This window comes from Dactylosporangium sp. CA-233914 (genome assembly GCF_050942935.1).
GTDB lineage: Bacteria > Actinomycetota > Actinomycetes > Mycobacteriales > Micromonosporaceae > Dactylosporangium.
The window spans coordinates 9,201,837-9,223,288 of record NZ_CP192030.1; the positions used below are offsets into that span (position 1 = coordinate 9,201,837).

The 21,452-nt window shown below is 75.7% G+C and carries 2 protein-coding genes (1 of these 2 only partly in view); both read right to left on the reverse strand.

Features of this window, described 5'->3' with window-relative positions:
- Positions 1 to 3,083: the 5' portion of an amino acid adenylation domain-containing protein gene (locus ACQPY0_RS41060; RefSeq protein ID WP_432973708.1), read on the reverse strand. The gene continues 11,416 nt to the left of window position 1, outside the view; only the first 3,083 of its 14,499 coding nucleotides appear in the window; it begins with the start codon at positions 3,081 to 3,083; its stop codon lies beyond the left edge, outside the window.
- Positions 3,080 to 21,421 carry an amino acid adenylation domain-containing protein gene (locus ACQPY0_RS41065; RefSeq protein ID WP_432973710.1) on the reverse strand — a complete coding sequence of 6,114 codons (18,342 nt, stop codon included), beginning with the start codon at positions 21,419 to 21,421 and terminating at the stop codon, positions 3,080 to 3,082. Before ACQPY0_RS41065 ends, ACQPY0_RS41060 begins: the two co-directional genes overlap by 4 nt.
- Positions 21,422 to 21,452: the final 31 nt, after the last annotated feature.

Sequence of the window (21,452 nt, forward strand, 5' to 3'; positions counted from 1 at the left end):
GTGGAGGTCGCCGGGGCAGCGGGCGGCACCGCGCCGGTGGAGGTGGCGGGGGCGGCGACGGGTTCGGTCGCGCAGATCAGTGCGGCCAGGCGAGCCGGGGTCGGGGCGTCGAACACCGCACGGACGGGGATCCGGAGGTCCAGAACTTTCCGGATCCGGGCGACCAGCCGCGTCGCCAGCAGCGAATGGCCGCCGAGGGCGAAGAAGGAGTCGTCGAGGCTGACCGGCGTCCCGAGCGTCTCGCCGAACAGGTCACAGAGCGCCTGCTCCTGCGGTGTCGCGGGACGGCGGGAGACGCTCGCACCGACGCGCTCGGGGGCCGGCAGGCGGCCCCGGTCGAGCTTGCCGTTGGGCGTCGTCGGCAGGGCGTCGAGCACCACGACCGCGGCCGGCACCATGTGTTCCGGCAGCCGCTCGGCGAGTTCGGCGCGCAGCCGGCTGGCGTCGGCCGGACCCACCACATAGGACACGATCTCGGGGCCGCCCGGCGAGTCCGTGCGCACGATCGTCGCGGCGCCCGTGGCGCCACGGGCCAGCAACGCGGCGGTGACCTCGCCGGGCTCGATGCGGAAGCCGCGCACCTTCACCTGGTCGTCGGTGCGGCCCAGGTACTCCAGTTCGCCGCCGTGCCAGCGGGCGAGGTCGCCGGTGCGGTACAGGCGCCCGCCACCGAACGGGTTCGCGACGAACCGGCCCGCGGTCAGCCCGGGGCGGCGCAGGTAGCCGCGGGCCAGCTGCAGTCCGCCCAGATAGAGTTCCCCCGCGACGCCGGCCGGGACCGGGCGCAGCGCGGCGTCGAGGACGTACGCGGTGGTGTCGCAGGCCGGCGTGCCGATCGGCACCGGACCGGTGTCCCCGGGCCGGGTGCGGTGCGCGGTGCTGTACACCGTCGTCTCGGTGGGGCCGTAGAAGTTGTGCACCACGGCGTGGCGCTGCAGGGCGTGGACCAGCCCTCGGGGGGCCGCCTCGCCGGCCAGCACAACGTTCCGCGCGCGCAGCTGGGCGTCCATGAGCAGCGTCTCGACGGCGGTCGGCACGCCGGAGACGAGGGACGGGTCCGCCACGTCCGGGGCGGCGAGCACGTCGTCGACGATCTCCAGGGTGCCGCCGGCCCGCAGCGGCGCGAACAGCTCGAACACCGACACGTCGAAGCTCAGCGACGTCGAGAACACCGTGTGCTCCAGCGCCCCCGCACCGAGCCGCGCGGCGGCCCAGTCCACCAGCCGCACGACGTTGGCCTGCGGGATGACCACGCCCTTCGGCACGCCCGTCGAGCCGGACGTGAAGATGACGTAGGCCGGGTGGGCGGGGTCGAGCGGGCGCACCCGGTCGGCGTCGGTGAGCGGCTCCGCGGAGAGCCCGGCCAGGGCCGGGTCGTCGGGCCGGACGACCGACGCCGCGTGGACGGGCAGCGCCACCCCGGCGCGCGTGAGCACCGCCGTCGGGCGGGCGTGGTCGAGGACGAGCCGGATCCGGTCCGCGGGGTAGCGCGGGTCGACGGGCAGGTAGGCGGCGCCGGCCCGGATCACGGCGAGGACGGCGACGACCAGTTCGGGCGTGCGCGGCAGGGCGACGGCGACGAGATCCTCGGGCCCGATCCCGCGCGCGACGAGCAGCCGGGCGAGCCGGTTGGCCCGCGCATCCAGTTCGCCGTAGGTCAGCCGGACGTCCCCGGCGACGACGGCCGTGCGCCCCTGGTCGTGGGCCTCCAGGGCTGCCGCGAGGGTGCCCGCGGGTTCTCCCGACGCGGTCCGGTTCGGGACGTCGAGCAGGGCCGCACGCTCGCCGCCGTCGAGCACCGGCAGGCTGCCGACGCGCGTGGCCGGGGCCTCGGCGAGGGTGCGCAGGATCCGGCCGAAGCGGCGGCGCAGCCCCTCGATCGTCGCGTCCGGGACGCGGTGCGCGATCGCCAGTTCCAGACCGTTGTCGGGATGGGCGAGCAGGGTGAGCGGGTAGTGCGTGGCGTCGCGGCCCTCGACGGCGCGGACGGCGAGGCGGCTCTCGTCGAGCGCGCCGGTGTCGACCGGGTAGGACTCGAACACGGCGAGGGTGTCGAACAGCTCCCGTTTGCCGGCGGTGCGCTGCACGTCGGCGAGGTTGAGATAGTGGTGGTCGAGCAGGGCGACCTGTTCGACCTGCACCCGCCGCAGCAGCGCGTCGAGCGGCTCCGCGGGGTTCAGGTCCACCCGCACCGGCACGGTGTTGATGAATAGCCCGACCATCGACTCCACGCCAGAAACCTGCGGAGGGCGGCCGGAGACCGTCGCGCCGAAGACCACGTCGCGGCGGCCGGTGGTGTGGCCGAGCAGCAGTGCCCACGCCACCTGGACGACGGTGTTGAGCGTGACGCCGGTGGCCGAGGCGAGCCGGAGCAGCCCGGCGACGGTCCCCGGGGCCAGCGGGATCTCCGCCCGGTCCGGCGCGCCGTCGCGGTGCACGGAGGCGACCACGCACGCCTCGACGCCGTCGAGCGCCCCGGCCCAGGCCCGCAGGGACGCGTCCCGGTCCTGGCCCGCGAGCCAGGCCAGATAGTCACGGAACGGGCGGACGCGCGGCAGCCCGGCCGCGTCGCCGTCGGACTCGTACAGCGCGAGGAGGTCGCCGACCAGCAGCGGCGTCGACCATCCGTCGAGCAGGATGTGGTGGTTGGTGATCGCCAGCCGGTGTCGGTCCGCGCCGAGTCGCACAAGCAGCAGCCGGATCAGGGGCGGGCGCGCCGGGTCGAACGGCTCGGCGCGGGCGGCGTCGAGGGCCCGCGCGCAGGCCGCCTCGGGATCGGCCTCGCCCGTCACGTCGACGACGGCGAACGGCAGGGCGAGCTCGCGCAGGACGATCTGCACCGGTCCCGACTTCTGGTGGGTGAACGCCGTGCGCAGGTTCGCGTGCCGCTCCAGGAGCGCCTGCCCAGCCCGGCGCAGCCGCCCGGCGTCGACCGCACCGTCGAGGTCCAGCACGAGCTGGGCGGTGTAGACGTCGGCGGTGCCGTCCTCGGCGGCCCGCAGCGCGTGGTGGAGCAGTCCTTCCTGCAGCGGGGAGAGCGGGAGGACCTCCTCGATACGGGACTTCCGGACCGGTGCGTTCACGATGTTCCCCACTCTGCTTCCAGCTCGTCGAGATCGGCCTGGTCGAGGTCGACCAGCGCCATGTCGGACGGCGTGTGACCGCCGCCGTGCCCGGCCGCTACGTGTGCGGCGAACGCGACCAGTGCCCTCACCCACAGATGCGCAAGCGTCCGCACCCCGTCGTCGTCGAGCAGGCCCGTCGGATAGGTCCAGGTCGCGCAGAGCACAGGGCCGTCCGGCCCGTCCTCAGTGACCGCGTTGACGTCGAGGACGTTCGCCGCGGGCAGCCGCGGATCGGTGGTGCCGCCGAAGCCGGCCAGCTCCGGCGCCTCCGCCCAACCGGTGGCCTCCGGTGCCGCCGCCTCCCCGGCGCCGAAGCGGCCGAGGTAGTTGAACCCGAGCTGCGGGACCGCGAGGCCGTCGAGTTCGCCGTGCACGTGCCGCAGCAGCCCGTAGCCCAGGCCGTGGCCCGGGACCGACCGCAGACCCTCCTTGACGCGCTTCACGACCTGGCCGACCCCGGCGCCGCCGTCGAGGACGTCCACCGGGTCCACGTCGGCCAGGTCCAGCCGGACCGGATGGGCCGTGGTGAACCAGCCGACCGTGCGGGACAGTTCGACGCCGGGCACGGCCTCCTCCTGCCGGCCGTGGCCCTCCAGCTCGACGAGCACGGACCCGCGGCCGGGCCGCCACTGCGCGACCGCGGTGCCGAGCGCGGCCAGCAGGACGTCGTCCACGGTGCCGTAGAACGCCTCCGGTACCGCTGTCAGCACGGCCCGGGTGACGTCGACCGGCACCCGGACCTCGACGTCGCGGGTGGTGGCGACGGTGTCCCGCGCCGGGTCGAACGCCCGGCGCCCCAGCGGCTCCTCCGAGTCGGCGAGCACGTCGCGCCAGTACGGCAGTTCGGCCGTCCGGTCCGCCGCGGCGAGACCTCGGGCCCAGGTACGGAAGGACGTCCCGACCGGGGCGAGAAGCGCTCCCGCCGCCGCGGCGACGAGGTCCGGCACCAGGATCCGCCAGGACACCCCGTCGACGACGAGATGGTGGACGACCACCAGCACGCGCCCGCCGGCGGCCCCACCGTCGAGGAACACGGCCTGGACCATCCGGCCCGCGGCCGGGTCGAGGCGGTCTGCGGCGGCCTCCAGTTCGGCCTCGACGCGCGGCCAGACCGGCTGCGCGGTCCAGGGCGTGCCCACCGCAACGCCGTCGAGCGCGACCCGGCGTACCAGCGGCCCGACGGGGGCTCCCGGCGCCGGGACCTCCAGGGCGTCGCCGGCCAGGCGGGCCCGCAACAGGTCGTGCCGGTCGACGACGGCCTGCACCGCGGCGACCACGTCCTCGCGGCGGGTGCCGGCCGGGGCCGTGAGCAGGGCGGCCTGGCAGAACCGCGTCGCCGACACCGGCGCGTCCAGGAACCTGCGCATGATCGGCGTCGCCGGGACGGCGCCGACACCGGCGCCCTCCGGCTCGGCCGTCCCGGTGGCGACGGTGGCGACCTGCGCGAGGGCGGCGACGGTACGGCGTTCGAACACGTCCCGCGGGGTGATCGCGATGCCCCGGTCACGGGCCTGCGCGACGAGCTGGATGGAGACGATCGAGTCGCCGCCCAGTTCGAAGAACGAGTCGTCCGCCCCGACCGCCGCCAGGCCCAGCACCTCGCAGAAGATCGCGGCGAGCCGCTCCTCGACAGGGGTGTCGGCGGCCCGGCCGGTGCGCTCCCGCACGGGGGCCGGCAGGGCACGGCGGTCGAGCTTGCCGTTGGCGGTCAGCGGCAGCCGGTCGAGGTGGACCGTCACCGCGGGCACCATGTGCTCGGGCAGCCGGGCCGCGGCCCAGGCCCGCAGGTCCTCCCCCGCGCCACCGACGAGGTATCCGACGAGCTGGCGGGCGCCCGGGGTGTCCTCGCGGACGATCACCGCCGCCTGCGTCACCGCGGGGTGCCCGGCAAGCACGGCGGCGATCTCGCCGGGCTCGATCCGGAACCCGCGGATCTTGACCTGGTCGTCCGCGCGGCCGAGGTAGTCGAGACCGTGCTCCCGCATCCGGGCGAGGTCACCGGAGCGATACCGGCGCCCGCCGTCCGGGCCCGCGACGAACCGGGTCGCGGTGAGGCCCGGCCGGCCGTGGTAGGCGCGGGTGACCTGCGGGCCGGAGACGTACATCTCGCCGGGGACGCCCGGCGGCACCGGCCGGAGCAGTTCGTCGAGCAGTTCGACCCGCAGGCCCGGGACCGGGCCGCCGATGGGGCTGCCGGACGCGCCCGGCGCGACGGGATGGTGCGTGACGTGCACCGTCGTCTCGGTGATCCCGTACATGTTGACGAGGACGACCTGCGGGTGCCGCCGGGCCCACCCCTGCACCGTCAGCGGGTCGAGGGCCTCGCCGCCGAAGATCACGTACCGGAGCGTGGGCAGCGCGGCGTCGGTCGCGGCGAGGACCGCGAAGGCCGTCGGGGTCTGGTTGAGGACGGTGACCCGCTCACGGGCGAGCAGCGCGCCGAACCGCTCCGGATCGCGGGTGACCTCGCGACCGACGACGACCACCCGGCCGCCGGCCGTGAGCGGCGCCCACATCTCCCACACCGAGAAGTCGAACGCCGCCGAGTGGAACAGCGTCCACACGTCGTCGGCGGTGAAGTCGAACAGGTCCTTAGTGCCCGCCAGCAGCGCGACGACGTTGCGGTGGCTCACCTCCACGCCCTTCGGGGTGCCGGTCGAACCGGACGTGTAGATCACGTACGCCGCGGATTGCGGGTCGACGGCGGGCAGTTCCTCCCCCGGCGCGTCGGAGCCGTCGAGGAGGAACGCGCCCGCAGGGGCGACCGCACGGGTCTCCCCGGTGGCCAGCACCGCGGCGGGGGCGGCGTCGGTCAGGGTGAACGCGATCCGCTCGGCCGGGTAGTCCGGGTCGATCGGCACGTAGGCCGCACCTGCGGCGGCCACCCCGAGGACGGCGACGAGCAGGTCCGCGGTGCGCGGGAGCAGCAGCGCGACCCGGTCCCCGGGCCGCACCCCCCGCGAGCGCAGGACACGGGCGAGCCGGTCGGCGCGGTCGCGGAGATCGGCGTAGGACAGCGCCGGGCCGTCGGGGCCGGTGACCGCGACCCGGTCGGGGTGTGCGTCCGCCGCCCGGCGGAACAGGTCGACGAGACTCAACGCCGGGACGGCCGGGACGCTGACGTCCGGCTGGGCCGGGTTGCCGGCGCTCGGCACGGCCAGGGCACCGGCGTCCGGCTCGACCGGGCTGCCGGCACTCGGCACGGCCAGGCCACCGGCGGTCGGTGAGTCCGGGCCGTGCAGGTCGACGCGGCTCAGGCGTCGGTCCGGGTCCGCCGCGAGGATTACGAAGACCTGGGCGAGCCGGGCCGTCATCGCCTCTGCGGTGCCACGGTCGAACAGGTCCGCGGCGAAGGTGACGGCGCCGTCGAGCCCACCGGCGGCGTTCTCGGCCAGGTCCACGGCGACGTCGAACTTCGCGGTGTCCAGCTCCGCGTGCAGTTGCCGCGCGGGCCGCCCGCCCAGCGAGGTCACCGCCGCGCCGCCCGCGCGGTGCACGATGCTCGTCTGGAACAGCGGATGCCGGTCGATCCCGCGCGGCGGGTCGAGGATCTCGACGAGCCGCTCGAACGGCAGGTCCTGGTGGGCGTACGCGCCCAGCGCGGCCTCCCGCGCCCGGCCCACGATCTCGCGCAGCGTCGGGTCGCCGGACAGGTCGGTGCGCAGGACCAGCGTGTTCACGAAGAACCCGACGAGGTCGTCGAGCGCCACGTCCGTCCGGCCCGCGACCGGCGACCCGAGCGGCACGTCAGGGCCGGCGCCGTGGACGTTCAGCCAGACCGCGACCGCGGCCTGCGTCAGCATGAACGCCGTAGCTCCCGCCTCCCGCGCCAACCGGGTCAGCGGCGCGGCCACGACCGGGTCGACCGTGAAGGCGACCGTCGTGCCGCGGTGCGAGGCGACCAGGGGCCGCGGGCGGTCGGTCGGCAGCGGCACCTCGTCGGGCAGCCCGGCGAGGGCCGTGCGCCAGTAGGCGACCTGGCGGGTCAGCGCCGAGTCGGGATCGTCCTCGGCCCCGAGCTGCTCGCGTTGCCAGAGCGTGTAGTCCGCGTACTGCACGGGCAACGGTGTCCACTGTGGAGTCCCGCCGGCGGTCCGCGCACGGTAGGCGGTGTCCAGGTCCGCCAGCAGCCGCTCCCCCGACCACTCGTCCGCCGCGATGTGGTGCACCGCGAGGGAGAGCACGACGTCGCCACCCGGCAGGCGCAGCACCTGCGGCCACACGGGCGGCTCGGTGGCCAGCGCGAAGTGGTGTCCGGAGGCCGCGACCAGTGCCGCCTCCAACTCCTCGTCGGCGAGATCGACAACCGGGACGGAGACTGCGTCCGGCGGCAGGATCTCCTGGCGCGCGACGCCGCCGGTGGAGGGGACGACGGTGCGCAGGCTCTCGTGCCGGCCGACCACGTCGCGCACCGCGGCCCGCAGCGCCGCGACGTCGACCGGGCCGGTCAGCCGGATCGCGAACGGCAGCACGTAGGCCGCCGAGGCGCCGTCGAACTGGTCGAGGAACCACAGCCGCTGCTGGGCGTACGACAGCGGCACCGTCGCCGGGCGCTCGCGGCGGGTCAACGCCCCGGGCGCGCCGCCCGACCCGGCGTCGACCTGTGCGGCGAGGCCGCGGACCGTCGGCGTGTCGAAGACCGCGCGCACGGACAGGTTGGCGCCGAGTTCGGCGCGGATCCGCGAGACCAGCCGGGTGGCGACGAGCGAGTGCCCGCCGAGGTCGAAGAACGAGTCCTCGGCCCCGACCGCGTCCGCTCCCAGCAACTGCGCGAACAATCCGGCCACGGCGATCTCGGTGGCCGACGAGGGCGCCCGGCTCACGCTGGACTGCGTCACCGGTTCGGGCAGGGCGCTGCGGTCGAGCTTGCCGTTCGACGTGAGCGGCAGCGCGGGCAGGGTGACGAACGCGGCGGGCACCATGTGCGCCGGCAGCCGATCGGCGACCCAGCCGCGCAGCCCGGCCGGGTCCGGCTCGACGCGCGGCACGACGTACCCGACGAGCCGGAGCGCGCCGGCCGGATCGGGTGCGGCGACGACCACCGCCTGCGCCACGCCGGGGTGCTGGGCGAGCACGGCCGCGATCTCGCCGGGTTCGATCCGGAACCCGCGGATCTTGACCTGGTCGTCCGCCCGGCCGAGGTGGTCGAGCCCGCCGTCGGGGCGGATCCGGCCGCGGTCCCCGGAGCGGTAGAGGCGCTCCCCGCCGGGTCCGGCGACGAACCGGGCCGCGGTGAGGCCGGCGCGCCATAGGTAACCCTGGGCGAGCTGCGGCCCGGACACGTAGATCTCGCCGGGGACGCCCGGCGGGACCGCACGCAACGCCTCGTCGAGCAGGTGCACGCGCAGGCCGGGGATGGCCGACCCGACCGGGCTGCCGCCTTCGTCCGCCCTGACCTCGTGGTAGGTGACGTGCACCGTCGTCTCGGTGATCCCGTACATGTTCACGGCGCGCGCGTCGGGCCTGCGCCGCTCCCAGCCGGCCAGGGTGGACGGGTCAAGGGCCTCGCCGCCGAAGATCACGTAGCGCAGCGCGGGCGCGAGGTCCCCGGTCGCGTCGAGCGCGTCGAGCGAACGGAACGCCGTGGGGGTCTGGTTGAGGACCGTGACGCCCTCCCGGTCGAGCACCGCGAGGAAGCGCGACGGATCGCGGGCAACGTCGTGGTCGACGACGACGAGCCGTCCGCCCGTGGTCAGCGGGCCCCACATCTCCCACACCGAGAAATCGAACGAGGCCGAGTGGAACAGCGTCCACACGTCGTCGGCGGTGAAGTCGAACAGGCTCTCGATGCCGGCCAGCAGCGCGACCACGTTGTGGTGGCTCACCTCGACGCCCTTCGGCGTGCCGGTGGAACCGGACGTGTAGATCACGTAGGCGGTGCTGTCCGGGTCGGCCTTGCGCAGCTCCGCCTCCGCGACGTCGCCCCTGTCCAGGACGATCGCGTCGGCGGGGCCGACGGCGCGGGTCGCGTCGGTGACCAGCACCGCCGCGGGGGCGGCGTCGCCGAGGATGAACGCGATCCGCTCCGCGGGGTAGGCCGGGTCGATCGGCACGTAGGCCGCGCCCGCCGCCGTCACCGCGAGAACGGCGACGACGAGGTCGGCGGTGCGGGGCAGCAGCAGGGCGACCCGTGACCCCGGGCCGACACCGGCTGCCGCCAGCCTGCGGCCGAGGCGCTCGGCCCGCTCACGCAGGTCGCCGTAGCTGAGCGAGACGCCGTCCGGGCCGGTCAGCGCGGCGTTGTCGGCTTGGGCGGCGGCGGTGGCGGTGAACAGTTGCCACAGCGTCCGGTCCGGCACGGCCGGGGCGGCGGCCAGGGGGGTGGGCACCCGCTCCGCGTCCGTGCGGGCGTCGAGCCCACTGACCCGCACGTCCGGGTCGGCGGCCAGCGCCGCGAAGACCCGGGCCAGCCGTGCGGTCATCGCCTCGCCGGTCGCCCGGTCGAAAAGGTCCTCGCTGAACGTCACGGCGAGGGTCAGCGGTTCTCCGGCAGAGCCGGCGAGGGTGTCGACGCTCAGGTCGAAACGCGCGGTGCCCCAGGTCGTACGGACCTCGGTCAGTTCCAGCCCGCCGAGCCGGATGCCGTCCGCCGCCCCCGCGGTGTGGATCACGCTCGTCTGGAACAGCGGGTGCCGGCCGCCCGAGCGGGGCGGGTTCAGCAGCTCGACGAGGCGCTCGAACGGCAGTTCCTGGTGGGCGTAGGCGCCCAGCGCCGCCTCCCGGGCGCGGGCGAGCACCGCGCGCAGGGTCGGGTCGCCCGACAGGTCCGTGCGCAGCACCAGCGTATTCACGAAGAACCCGACGAGATCATCGAGCGCGACGTCGGTGCGGCCCGCCACCGGCGTGCCCAGGACGACGTCGTCGCCGACGCCGTGCGCGTGCAGCCACAGCGCGACCGCGGCCTGCGTGACAATGAACGGCGTCGTCCCGGTCTCGACGGCGAGCCGGTCCAGGGCGGCGACGTCGGCCGCCGCGACGGTGGCCTCCACCGTGAAACCGCGGTGCGAGGGGGTGTCGCCGCGCGGGCGGTCGGTGTGCAGGGCCTGCTCCTCCGGCAGCCCGGCCAGCCGCTCGCGCCAGTAGGCGACCTGGCGGGCCAGCACCGACCGCGGATCATCCTCCGCGCCGAGTTGCTCCCGTTGCCAGAGGGTGTAGTCGGCGTATTGCACCGGCAGCGGCGCCCACTTCGGCGCCTCACCGGCGACCCGCGCGGTGTAGGCCGCGTCGAGGTCGGCCAGCAGACGCTCCCCGGACCACTCGTCGGCCGCGATGTGGTGCAGCGCGAGGGAGAGCACCCAGCCGTCCCCGTCGCGCAGCAGGCGCAGCCGGATCGGCAGGTCCCGGTCCAGCGCGAAGGTGTGCTGGGCGTCCTCGGCGAGGGACGCGTCGAGGTCGTCGGTGTCGACGACGGGCAGGGGCACGGCCGGGTCCGTCAGGATCTCCTGGCGCGGCGTGCCGTCCGTGGACGGGAACACCGTCCGCAGGCTTTCGTGGCGGCCGACGACGTCGGCCAGGGCGGCCCGCAGCGCGTCAACATCCGCAGGACCGGACAGCCGGATCGCGAACGGCAGCACGTACGCCGCGGACGGACCCTCCATCTGGTCGAGGAACCACAGCCGCTGTTGCGCGAACGACAGCGGCAGGATCTCCGGCCGCGGGCGGGGTACCAGCGCGGCGCGGGCCGCCCCGTCGCCCGCCTTGTCGACCACGGCGGCCAGCTCCGCGACGCTCGGATGGTCGAACACCGCCCGCACCGAGAGGTCGGCGCCGAGTTCGGCCCGGATTCGCGAGACCAGGCGGACGGCGACGAGCGAGTGGCCGCCGAGGTCGAAGAACGACTCGTCGGCACCGACCCCGTCCGTGCCGAGCACGTGTGCGAACAGCCGGGCCAGCACGCGCTCGGTCGGGGTGCCCGCCGCCCGGCCCACGGACTCCCGCGCCGGCTCGGGCAGCGCCCGGCGGTCGAGTTTGCCGTTGGGGGTCATAGGCAGCGCGTCGAGGCGGACCACGGCGGCGGGCACCATGTGCGCCGGCAGCCGCGCGGCGACCGTCTCCCGCACCGATGCGGCGTCCACCTCGCCGACGACGTAGCCGACCAGCCGCCCGCCGCGGACGAGCGCGACGGCCTGGAGCACCCCGGGATGTACGCCCAGCGCGGCCTCGACCTCACCGAGCTCCACCCGGAAGCCGCGGATCTTGACCTGGTCGTCCGCCCGGCCGAGGTACTCGACCGTGCCGTCGGCGAGCGGGCGGGCCAGGTCACCGGTGCGGTATAGCCGCTCGCCCCCGGGCCCGGCCACGAACCGTTCCGCGGTGAGGCCGGGCCGGTCCAGGTAGCCACGGGCCAGCCCGGCGCCGCCGACGTACAGCTCCCCGGGCGCGCCAGTGGCGACGGGGCGCAGGAAGGCGTCCAGTACGGTCGCGGTCGTGCCCGCCACTGGCCGGCCGATGTGCGGGGCGCGGCCGGCCTCGATCGGCGTGAACAGGGCGTCGACCGTGCATTCGGTGGGGCCGTAGAAGTTGATCGGCGCCGTCGCCTCCGCGGCCAGCCGCTCCCACAGCCCGGGCCCGATCGCCTCGGCGCCGGTCGCGACGACGGCCGGCCGGTGCGCCCCGGCCAGCAGGCCCTCCTCCAGCACGAGGTCGAGGAAGGACGGCGGGATGTCGACGAAGTCCACGCCGTGCTCACGGACGTAGCGGACGAGGCCGCGGGCGTCGCCCATCAGCGCGTCCGGCAGCACGTGCATGGTGTGCCCGGCGAGCATCCAGGCGATCGGGTCGACGGTGCCGTCGTAGGCGAACGACAGCGAGTTGAGGACGTGCAGGGGCCGCCCGAGCCGCCGCGCGGCAGGTTCCATCACGGCGGCACGGTGCGCCGCGACCAGCGTCGCGAGGCCGCGGTGGGCGATCGTCACGCCCTTGGGCCGGCCCGTCGAGCCGGACGTGTAGACGACGTACGCGGCGCCGTGCGGATCCGGGTCGGCCACCGGCCCGGGGGCGCGGCCCGCGATCGCCGCGGCGGTAGCCGGGTCGTCGAGGACCACGACGGCGCCGGGCAGGCCGGCCGCGCCCGCCGCGTGGGTGAGGACCACGACGGGAGCGGCGTCGGCGAGGACCCCCGCGATCCGCTCGGCGGGGTGCGCGGGGTCGACGGGCACGTGCGTTCCGCCCGCGGCCCACACCGCCAGCATCCCGACGACCATGTCCGCGGTGCGGGGCAGCACGAGCCCGACCCTCGTCTCGGGTCCGACGCCGAGGTCGCACAGGTGCACGGCCAGCCGGCGGGCGCAGCGGTCGAGTTCGCCGAAGGTCAGCGTGGTGTCCCCGGCGACGAGCGCCGGCCCGTCCGGACGGGCGAGGACGGCGGCTCGGAAGGCGTCGAGCACCGTGCGCCCGGGCGCGTCCGGGGCCGGCGCGGCCGTCAGCGGGGCGGGCGCCGGGTGGACGACCAGGTGCGCAAGCAGACGGTCCGGGTGCGCCGCGAGCTGCCCGACCGTCGCCAACAGGCGGTCCAGAACCAGCGCGGCGCCGCCGTGCACGTCGAGGACGTCACCGAGATGGTCCAGGGCCAGTTCGAGGGTGTCGCCGACCCGGGCGCTGAGCGTGAGCGGGTAATGGGTCGCGTCGGCCGCGGAGACGTCCGTCATCGACAGGGCCCCGACGTCGCCGGCATCGCCCACCGGGTAGCTCTCGAACACGGTCAGGGTGTCGAACAGCTCATCGACGCCGGTGGCGCGCTGGATCGCGCCGAGGCCGGCCTGCTGGTGGTCGAGCAGCGCCGTCTGCTCCCGCTGTACCCGGCGGAGCAGTTCCCGCGGGGTCTCCGTGGGCCGCAGCCGGATGCGGACAGGGAGCGTGTTGATGAAGAGGCCGACCATCTCCTCGACGCCGGGCAGCTCCGGCGGGCGGCCGGAGACGGTGGCGCCGAACACGACGTCGGGGCGGCCGGTCAGCTCCGCGAGCAGCAGTGCCCAGGCGACCTGCACAACGGTGTTCGGGGTGACGCCCTCCCGGCGGGCGAGCGCGGACACGCCCGTCCAGGCCTCGACACCGAGGGCGCCCTCGACGCGGTCCGGCAGGCCGTCGGGGCGGGCGGCGGCGGGCCCGGCGACCAGGGTCGGCTCGTCGAGGCCGTCCAGCGCCGCCGACCAGGCGCGCAGGCTCGTGTCCGCGTCGCGCCCGGCGAGCCAGGCCAGGAACTCACGGTACGAACGCGCCGGCGGGAGCGCGGTGTCGGCGCACAGGGCGGCCAGATCACGCAGCACGACCGGGGTCGACCAGCCGTCGAGCAGCAGGTGATGGGCGGAGATGAGCAGCCGGGCGCGGTCCGGGCCGGTGGTGACCAGCAGGAACCGGATCAGCGGGCCGGTGTCGGGGTCCATCCGGGCGGCCCGGTCGCGGGCGAGCAGGTGTTCGAGCGCGGCGGGGTCGGCGGTGTCGACGTGGGTGAACGGCACCCGCAGCCCGTCGGCGACGACCTGGACCGGCGCGCCGTCGGCGTCCCGGGCGAAGGCGACGCGCAGCGCGGGATGCCGGTCGAGGAGGGCCTGCGCGCCGGCCCGGATCCGCTCCGGGTCGATCGCGCCGGCGAGGTCCAGCACGGTCTGCACCAGGTACACGTCCGTGCCGGTCCGGTCGAGCAGGGCGTGGAACAGCAGGCCCTCCTGCAGCGGCGACAGGGGCCAGACGTCCGTGAGGCCAGGGTGGGCGGCCTCCCAGCGTTCGACGTCGGCCTGCGTGCAACGCACGAGCGGGAAGTCGGACGGGGTGTGCCCGGCCGCGGTCGTGTCCCCGACGATCTCGTCGACAGCCTCGGCCCAGCGCCGCGCGAGTTCGGCGACCCGCGGTTCGTCGACGATCCCGGTCGCCCAGGTCCAGGTCGCGCGCAGCACCGGGCCCGCGGGGCCGTCCTGGACGAACGCGTCGAGGGCGATCGTGGCCGTGACCGGCATCGCCGGGTCCGCACCGCCGACCGGAAGCACGTCGGCGACCGGCTGCCAGGGGCGCTGCGCGCCCGCGCTGAGGCGGCCCAGGTAGTTGAAGGCCAGTTCGCTCACCGCGTCGGCGGGCAGGCCGCCGAGCCCACGGTCCGGGATGCCGCGCAGGGCCTCCTTGGCCCGCTTCACCACACCGCCGGCAGCCCCGGACGGGTCGAGCACCACGTGAAACTCGGTGGTGAACCAGCCGACCGTGCGGGACAGGTCGGCGCCGGGCACCGCGTCCTCCTCGCGACCGTGGCCCTCGACGGCGACCGTCAGCGGCTCAGCCCGCCCCGCGATCCGGGCTGCCGCGAGCCCGAGGGCGGCGAGCAGGACGTCATCCGGGCGTCCGTGGAACGCCGGCGCGGTACGGGTGAGCACTGCCTCGGTGAGCGCCGGCGGCAGCTCGACGCGGAGTTCGGCGGTGTCGGCGGCGCGGTCGCGGGCGGGATCGGGCAGCCGGGCGCCGAGCAGCGCGGACTCGCGCGCCGCCGCCGGGCCGCCCCGCACGACCGTGCGCCCGGCATCCGGGGCGGGTCGCCCCGCGAGCGCGAGGGACCAGGCGCGGAAGGAGGTGCCGACCGGCGGCAGCACCGCGGCCTCCCCGCGTGCGACCTGCTCCGCCGCGGTGGCGAGGTCCTCGACGAGGATTCGCCAGGACACGCCGTCGACCACGAGGTGGTGGGCGGCCACGAGCAGCCGCACGCCGTCGACCAGGACGGCCGCGACCATCACCCCCGCTCCCGGGTCGAGCCGCCCGACCGCCCACGCGTACGCGGCCTCGGGCGCAATCCCGTCTGCGCAGGTGAGCAGGTCGCTCGCCCGGACGGACCCGGCCGGCCGCACCCGCAGCCCGGTGCCATGCAGCTCGGCACGCAGCATGTCGTGACGGTCGAGGACCGCCTGGAGCGCGGCCTCCACCGTCGTGCGGGGCGTCCCGGCCGGGACGGCGAGGTACACGGACTGGGCGAAGCGGTCGATCGCCCCGCCGTACCGAGCCGCACGCTCCAGCACGCCAGCCGCGATCGGGGTCGGTGGCACCTCGCCGAGCGGGTCGACGGTGTCCGCCGGCGCATGGGTGGCCCGCGCGCGGTCGGCGAGTTCGGCGATGCGGGCGACGGTGCGCTGTTCGAACACGTCGCGCGGGGACACCGCCAGGCCGGCGGTGCGGGCCTTCGCGACAACCTGGATGGAGACGATGCTGTCGCCGCCGAGGGCGAAGAACGACTCGTCGACGTCCACTGTGGACAGCCCCAGCACCTCGGCCACGATCCCGGCGAGCAGCTGCTCGGTCGGGGTGGACGGCGCCCGGCCGGTCTCCCGACGGGCTGGTGCGGGCAGGGCGCGCGGGTCCAGCTTGCCGTTCGGCGTACGGGGGAAGGCGTCGATGAGCACGAACGCGCTTGGCACCAGGTGCCCGGGCAGCGCCACCGCGGCCCGGGCGCGCAGCTCCTCGGCCGTGACCGCTGCGCCGGGCACCACATAGGAGACGAGGGTGCGCAGGCCCGGCCGGTCCTCGCGGACCACCGTCGCGACCTGCGCGACCCGCGGGTCGGCGGCGACGATGGCGTCGATCTCGCCCAGTTCGACGCGATGGCCGCGGATCTTGACCTGCGCGTCGTCCCGGCCGACGAACTCGACAGTGCCCCGCCGTGTCCACCGCGCGAGGTCGCCGGTGCGGTACATCCGCCCGCCCGGCACCCGGGGGTCGGCGACGAACCGCTCGGCGGTGGCGCCCGGCCGGTCCAGGTACCCGCGCGCCACGCCCGCGCCGCCGACGTACAGCTCGCCGGTCACGCCGACCGGGGCGGGCCGCAGCGCGGCGTCCAGCACGGCGACGCGCGCGCCGCCGACCGGGGTGCCGATGTGTGGGGGCACGCCCGGCGTGATCCGGGCGCCCAGCGCGTCGACGGTGGTCTCGGTGGGGCCGTACAGGTTGTGCGCCGTCAGTCCCGGTGCGGTGGCGAGTGCCTCCCACAGCGCCGCGCCGACGGCCTCCACCCCGGTCACGACCCGCGTGGGCCGGTGCTCACCGCTCAGCAGTCCGGCGGCGAGCACGGGTTCCAGGAACGACGGCGGAAGGTCCAGGACGTCGATGCGGCGCTCGCGCACCAGGTCGACGATGCCGGTCGCGTCGCCCATCAGCCGTTCGGGGAGCAGGTGCAGCTCGTGCCCGTCGAGCAGCCACAGCAGCGAGTCCACCGCGGCGTCGAAGGCGAGCGACATGGAGTGCAGCACCCGCCGGGGGCCCCCGTCGCCGAACAGGCGCGCCCGGTGCGCGGCGAACAGGTTGACCACGCCGGCGTGGGTCGCGACGACGCCCTTGGGCCGCCCGGTCGAGCCGGACGTGTAGATCACGTAGATCGCGTCGGCCGGGCCCGGCCGTGCCGTGACCGCCGCGCGGGGGCCCTCCTGTTCGACCAGCAGCACCCCCGGGCGCCCGGCCACCCGGTCCGCCACGGCCGCCGTGGTCAGCACGACCTCCGGGCGGGCCTCGTCGAGCAGGTGCGCGATCCGCTCCGTGGGGTGGTCCGGATCCACGGGCACGCTGGTCGCGCCCGCCCGCCACACCGCGAGCGGGGCCACCAGCCCGTCGAGCACCCGCGGCAGCACGACGGCCACCCGCGACCCGCGCCCGACCCCGCGCGCGGCGAGCACCCCGGCCAGCCGGTCCACCCGCGCGCCGAGTTCGGCGAAGGTGAGCCGGCCGTCGGCCGCCACGAGCGCGGTGCGGTGCGGACGGTCGCGCACGAGGGCGTCCAGCACGTCGACGACGGTGCCCTCGGCATCGACGGCCGGTCCCGTCCCGGCGGCGGCCAACGCCGCCCGCTCGTCCGCGTCGAGGATCCGGACCGCGCCGAGCCGGGTGTCCGGCGCCGTCGCCATGGTGGACAGGATCCGTTGCAGGCGGGTGACCAACTCCCTGGCCGTGTCCGCGTCGAACAGGTCCGCCGAGTACTCCAGCGCGCCGACCAGTTCTTCCCGCTCCTCGACGACGTCGACCGACAGGTCAACCTTCACCGCGGGCAGCGCGACCCACTCGCGCCGGACGGTCAACCCGGCGAACCCGTCGACGGAACCGGTGCTCGTGCCGAACGTGACGAGCGTCTGGAACAGCGGGTTCCGGGCGGCCGAGCGGTCCGGGACGAGCGCGTCGACGACCCGGTCGAACGGCACGTCCTGGCGCGAGTACGCCGCCAGCGCGGTCTCCCGGGCCCGCCGCACGAGCACGCGCAGGGCGGGGTCCCCGCCGAGGTCGTGGCGCAGGACGACGGTGTTGACGAAGAAGCCGACGACCTCGTCGAGCGCCGGGTCCGGGCGCCCGGCGACGGGGGTCCCCAGCGGCACGTCGGTGCCCGCGCCGTGGGCGTGCAGGAGCGCCGCGACGGCGGCGTGCAGCACCATCACGTCGCTCGCGCCCTCGGCGAGTGCCAGCGCCCGTAGGCCCCCGACAACCGACGCGGGGACCGTGAACGGGATCCGCCCACCAACCCCCGTCGGGCGGGCCGGGCGTGGCCGGTCCCGGGGCAGGTCCAGCTCGTCCGGGGCACCCGCGAGCTGCTCCCGCCAGAAGTCGAGGTCCTCGATGGGGGAATCCGGCTCCCACAGGGCATAGTCGGCGTACTGGACGGGCAGCGGTTCCCACGCCGGCGCGGTGCCGGCACTGCGGGCGGTGTAGGCCGAGCCGAGGTCGCGCAGCAGCACGTCCGTCGACCAGTCATCGCCGGCGATGTGGTGCAGGACCAGCGAGAGGAGGTGTCCGGTCCCGGCCTTGAACAGCACGGCGCGCAGCGGGATCTCGCGGTCGAGCGCGAACGGCAGGCTCGCGTGCGCGGTGAGCGCGCCGGGAGTCAGCTCCGCGACCGGGAGCGCCGCTCGAACCGCGTCGCGCACCTCCTGGCGGGGCCGGCCGTCAGTCTCCGGGAAGACCGTCCGCAGGCTCTCGTGCCGGTCGACGACGTCGGCGAGCGCGGCGCGCAGGGCCTCGACGTCGAGGGCGCCGTCGAGCCGGAGCGCGAGCGGCATGTGGTAGCTCACCGACGTCGGATCGACCCGCCACAGGAACCACAACCGCCGTTGGGCGGCGGACAGCGGGATCTCCCCGGGGCGGTCCGCGGCGACGAGCGCGGCCCGCCGGGCGGCCGGGGTGGCCGCAGCGACGAGGGCGGCCAGCCCGCGCACGGTCGGGGCGTCGAAGACCGCCCGCATCGGCAGGTCGGCGCCCAGTTCGGCGCGGATCCGGGTCACCAGCCGGGCGGCGAGCAGGGAGTGCCCGCCGAGCGCGAAGAACGAGTCATCGACGCCAGCCACCGGCATGCCCAAAACCTCGGCCACCAGGTCGCGCACGGCCGACTCCAGCGCGCTTGCCGGGGCCGCGGCGGCGGGGGCGGCTACCGGCGCGGGCAGGGCCCGGCGGTCCAGCTTGCCGTTTGGGGTGAGCGGCAACGCGTCCAGCACGACGACCGCCGCCGGGACCATCGCGTCGGGCAGCAGGGTGGCCGCGTGGGCCCGGAGCGCGGCGGGATCGGCCTTGCCCACCACGTACCCGACCAAGGCGCCGGCCCGCACGAGCACCGCAGCCGCCTCGACCGCGGGATGCGCTCGCAGTACCGCCTCGACCTCGCCCGGTTCGACCCGCACGCCGCGTACCTTGACCTGGTCGTCGGCCCGTCCGCGGTACTCCAGCGCGCCATCGGCCCGCCGCCGGACCAGGTCGCCGGTGCGGTAGAGCCGCGCTCCGGCCGGCCCGTGGGGGTCAGCGACGAACCGCTCGGCCGTGAGCCCCGGGCGTCCCAGGTAGCCGCGCGCGACCTGCGCTCCGCCGATGTACAGCTCGCCGAGGGTGCCGTCGGGAACCGGCTGGAGGCCCGCGTCGAGCACGAGGGCCCGGGTGTTCCACACCGGACGCCCGATCACCGGATCCCCGGTGACGTGCTGGGCGGTGACCACGTGGGTCTCGGTGGGGCCGTAGTGGTTGTGCAGCGCGACGTGGGGGTGCCGGTCCAGCAGCGCCCGCAGCGCGTCCGTGACGACGAGCGCCTCGCCGGCCTGGTGGATCCGGCGCAGGGCGGGCAGCTCTTCGGCGGCTGCGGCCCGGGCAAGTTCCTGGAGCACCAGGTTGGGCGCGTAGACGTCGGCGACCGACCGTTCCCGCAGCAGCCGGACGAGTGCCGCCGGGTCGACGCGGGTCTCATCGTCCGGCACTACCAGCGCCCCGCCCGTGGTCAGGGTCGCGAAGATCTCCTGGGTCGCCACGTCGAACCCGGGGCTGGTGAACTGCAGCGCGGGTCCGCACCCGCCGGCGGTACCGGCGTGCCAAGTCAGGAGGTTGACGAGGCCTCGGCCGGTCATGACGACGGCCTTGGGCCGGCCCGTGGAGCCGGAGGTGAACAGCACATAGGCCGGGTGGTCGGGGCCCGGCCGGACAGGGGTGCGGCGGGGAGCCCTGCCGGCTTCGCCGGCCTCGTCAGTCCCGCCGATCAGCACCCGGTTCGGACCGGCGGGCCCGTGCGGGGTGGTGACCAGTGCGACCGGGTGCGCGTCGCCGAGAATCGTGGCGATCCGGGCTGCGGGGTACGCCGGGTCCACGGGCAGGAACGCCGCACCCGTCTTCGCCACCGCCAGCATCGCGACGACCAGCTCGGGCGAGCGGGGCAGCACGAGCGCGACGATCCGCTCCGGTCCGGCCCCGGCGGCGGTGAGCCGGTCGGCCAGCCGTTCGGCGCGGGAGTCGAGTGCGGCGTAGTCCAGGCGGAGGTCCCCGGCCACCACCGCGGGAGCCGTCGGTGTGCGTCGGATCTGCGCCTCGACGAGTTCGGCGAGCGACCCGGGCGGCACCTCGACCCGCTCCTCGCCACCGCGCAGGAGTTCGCGGCGCTCGTCGCCGCAGAGCAGCGGGAGGTCCGCCACCGCCCGGTCCGGACCCGCGACGGCCGTGGTGAGCAACCGCTCCAGCCGGGCCAGGATCGCGTCCACGGTGGCGTCGTCGAACAGGTCGGCACTGAACGTCGCCTCGATCTCGAACCGCTCCCCGATCATGAACGTTTCGAGGGAGAGCGGGAACTGCATGGCGCCGTTGTGCACCGTCCGCCACCGCAGGTCGATCCCGGGCAGCCGGGGGCCGCCCAGATCCTGGGTCAGGAAGACCAGCAGCACGTCGAACAGCGCGGCCTCGCCCGTGCCGCGGTCCGGCCGCAGTTCGGAGACGAGCCGGTCGAAGGGCAGGTCCTGGTGGGCGAAGGCGTCCAGGCTCACGTCCCGGCAACGACGCAACGCCTCGCGGAAGGTCGGCCGTCCGGCGAGGTCGGCACGCAGCACCAGGGTGTTGCCGAAGTCCCCGACAAGCCGTTCCAGGTCCGGATGGTCACGGTTCATGACGGCCGACCCGATCGGCACGTCGGTCGCGCCGGTGAGGCGGTGCAGGAGGGCCGCGAGGCCGGTGTGCACGACCATGAACGGCGTGACGGACTCGGCGCGGGCGAACCCGGCGATCAGGGCCGCGAATCCGGGGGCGAACTCGCGCACCCGCCGTCCACCCCGCGCACCGGGCACGACCTGCCGGTCCACGGGCAGTGCGAGCGGCTCGGGGAGCGGATCGAGGACCCGCCGCCAGTGGGTGAGCTGGGCGGTCAGTCGTGTGGAGTCCTGCTGTTCGGCCTGCCACGCGGTGAAGTCGAGGTACTGCACCGGATGCGGCTCGGGTGCCGGAGCGGCCGGATCGACGCGCAAGCGGTACAGCGCGCCGAGGTCGCGGGAGAGCGCGCTCCACGTCATGCCGTCCCAGGCGATGTGGTGAACGACCTGCACCAGGACGTGGTGCTCCGGGCCGAGCCGGTACAGGGCGAGCCGGATCACGGGATCGCGGCTCAGGTCGAACGGTGCCGCCGCAGCGGCGCCCGCCCGCTCGTCCACCTCGGACTCCGAGCCGAGGTCGACGACCGGTACGGGCACCGCGACGGCCGGACCGACCCGCTGCACGGGGGCCCCGTCCGGGCCCGGCGCGTAGGTCGTGCGCAGCACCTCGTGCCGCGCCACCAGCGCCGTATAGGCCCACTCCAGGGCCGCGGTGTCCAGCGGCCCCCGAAGTTCGATCCGCAGCGTGACGTTGAACGCCGCGCTCCCCGGGTCCAACTGCTGCTGGAACCACATGCGCAGCTGGGCCGGCGAGAGCGGGCCCTCCCGGCGCCCGGCCGCCCGCAGCTCAGGACGCTGGTCCGGCGCCCCGACCGCGGCCCCCGCCTCCGCAAGCCGTCGGCGTAGCAGAGCCCGCCTGCGGTCGGCGGCACGGGGGTCGCGGGCAGGGTGCAGCTCGGTCACGGGTCCGTTCCTCTTTCGATCGAAGGTGCCG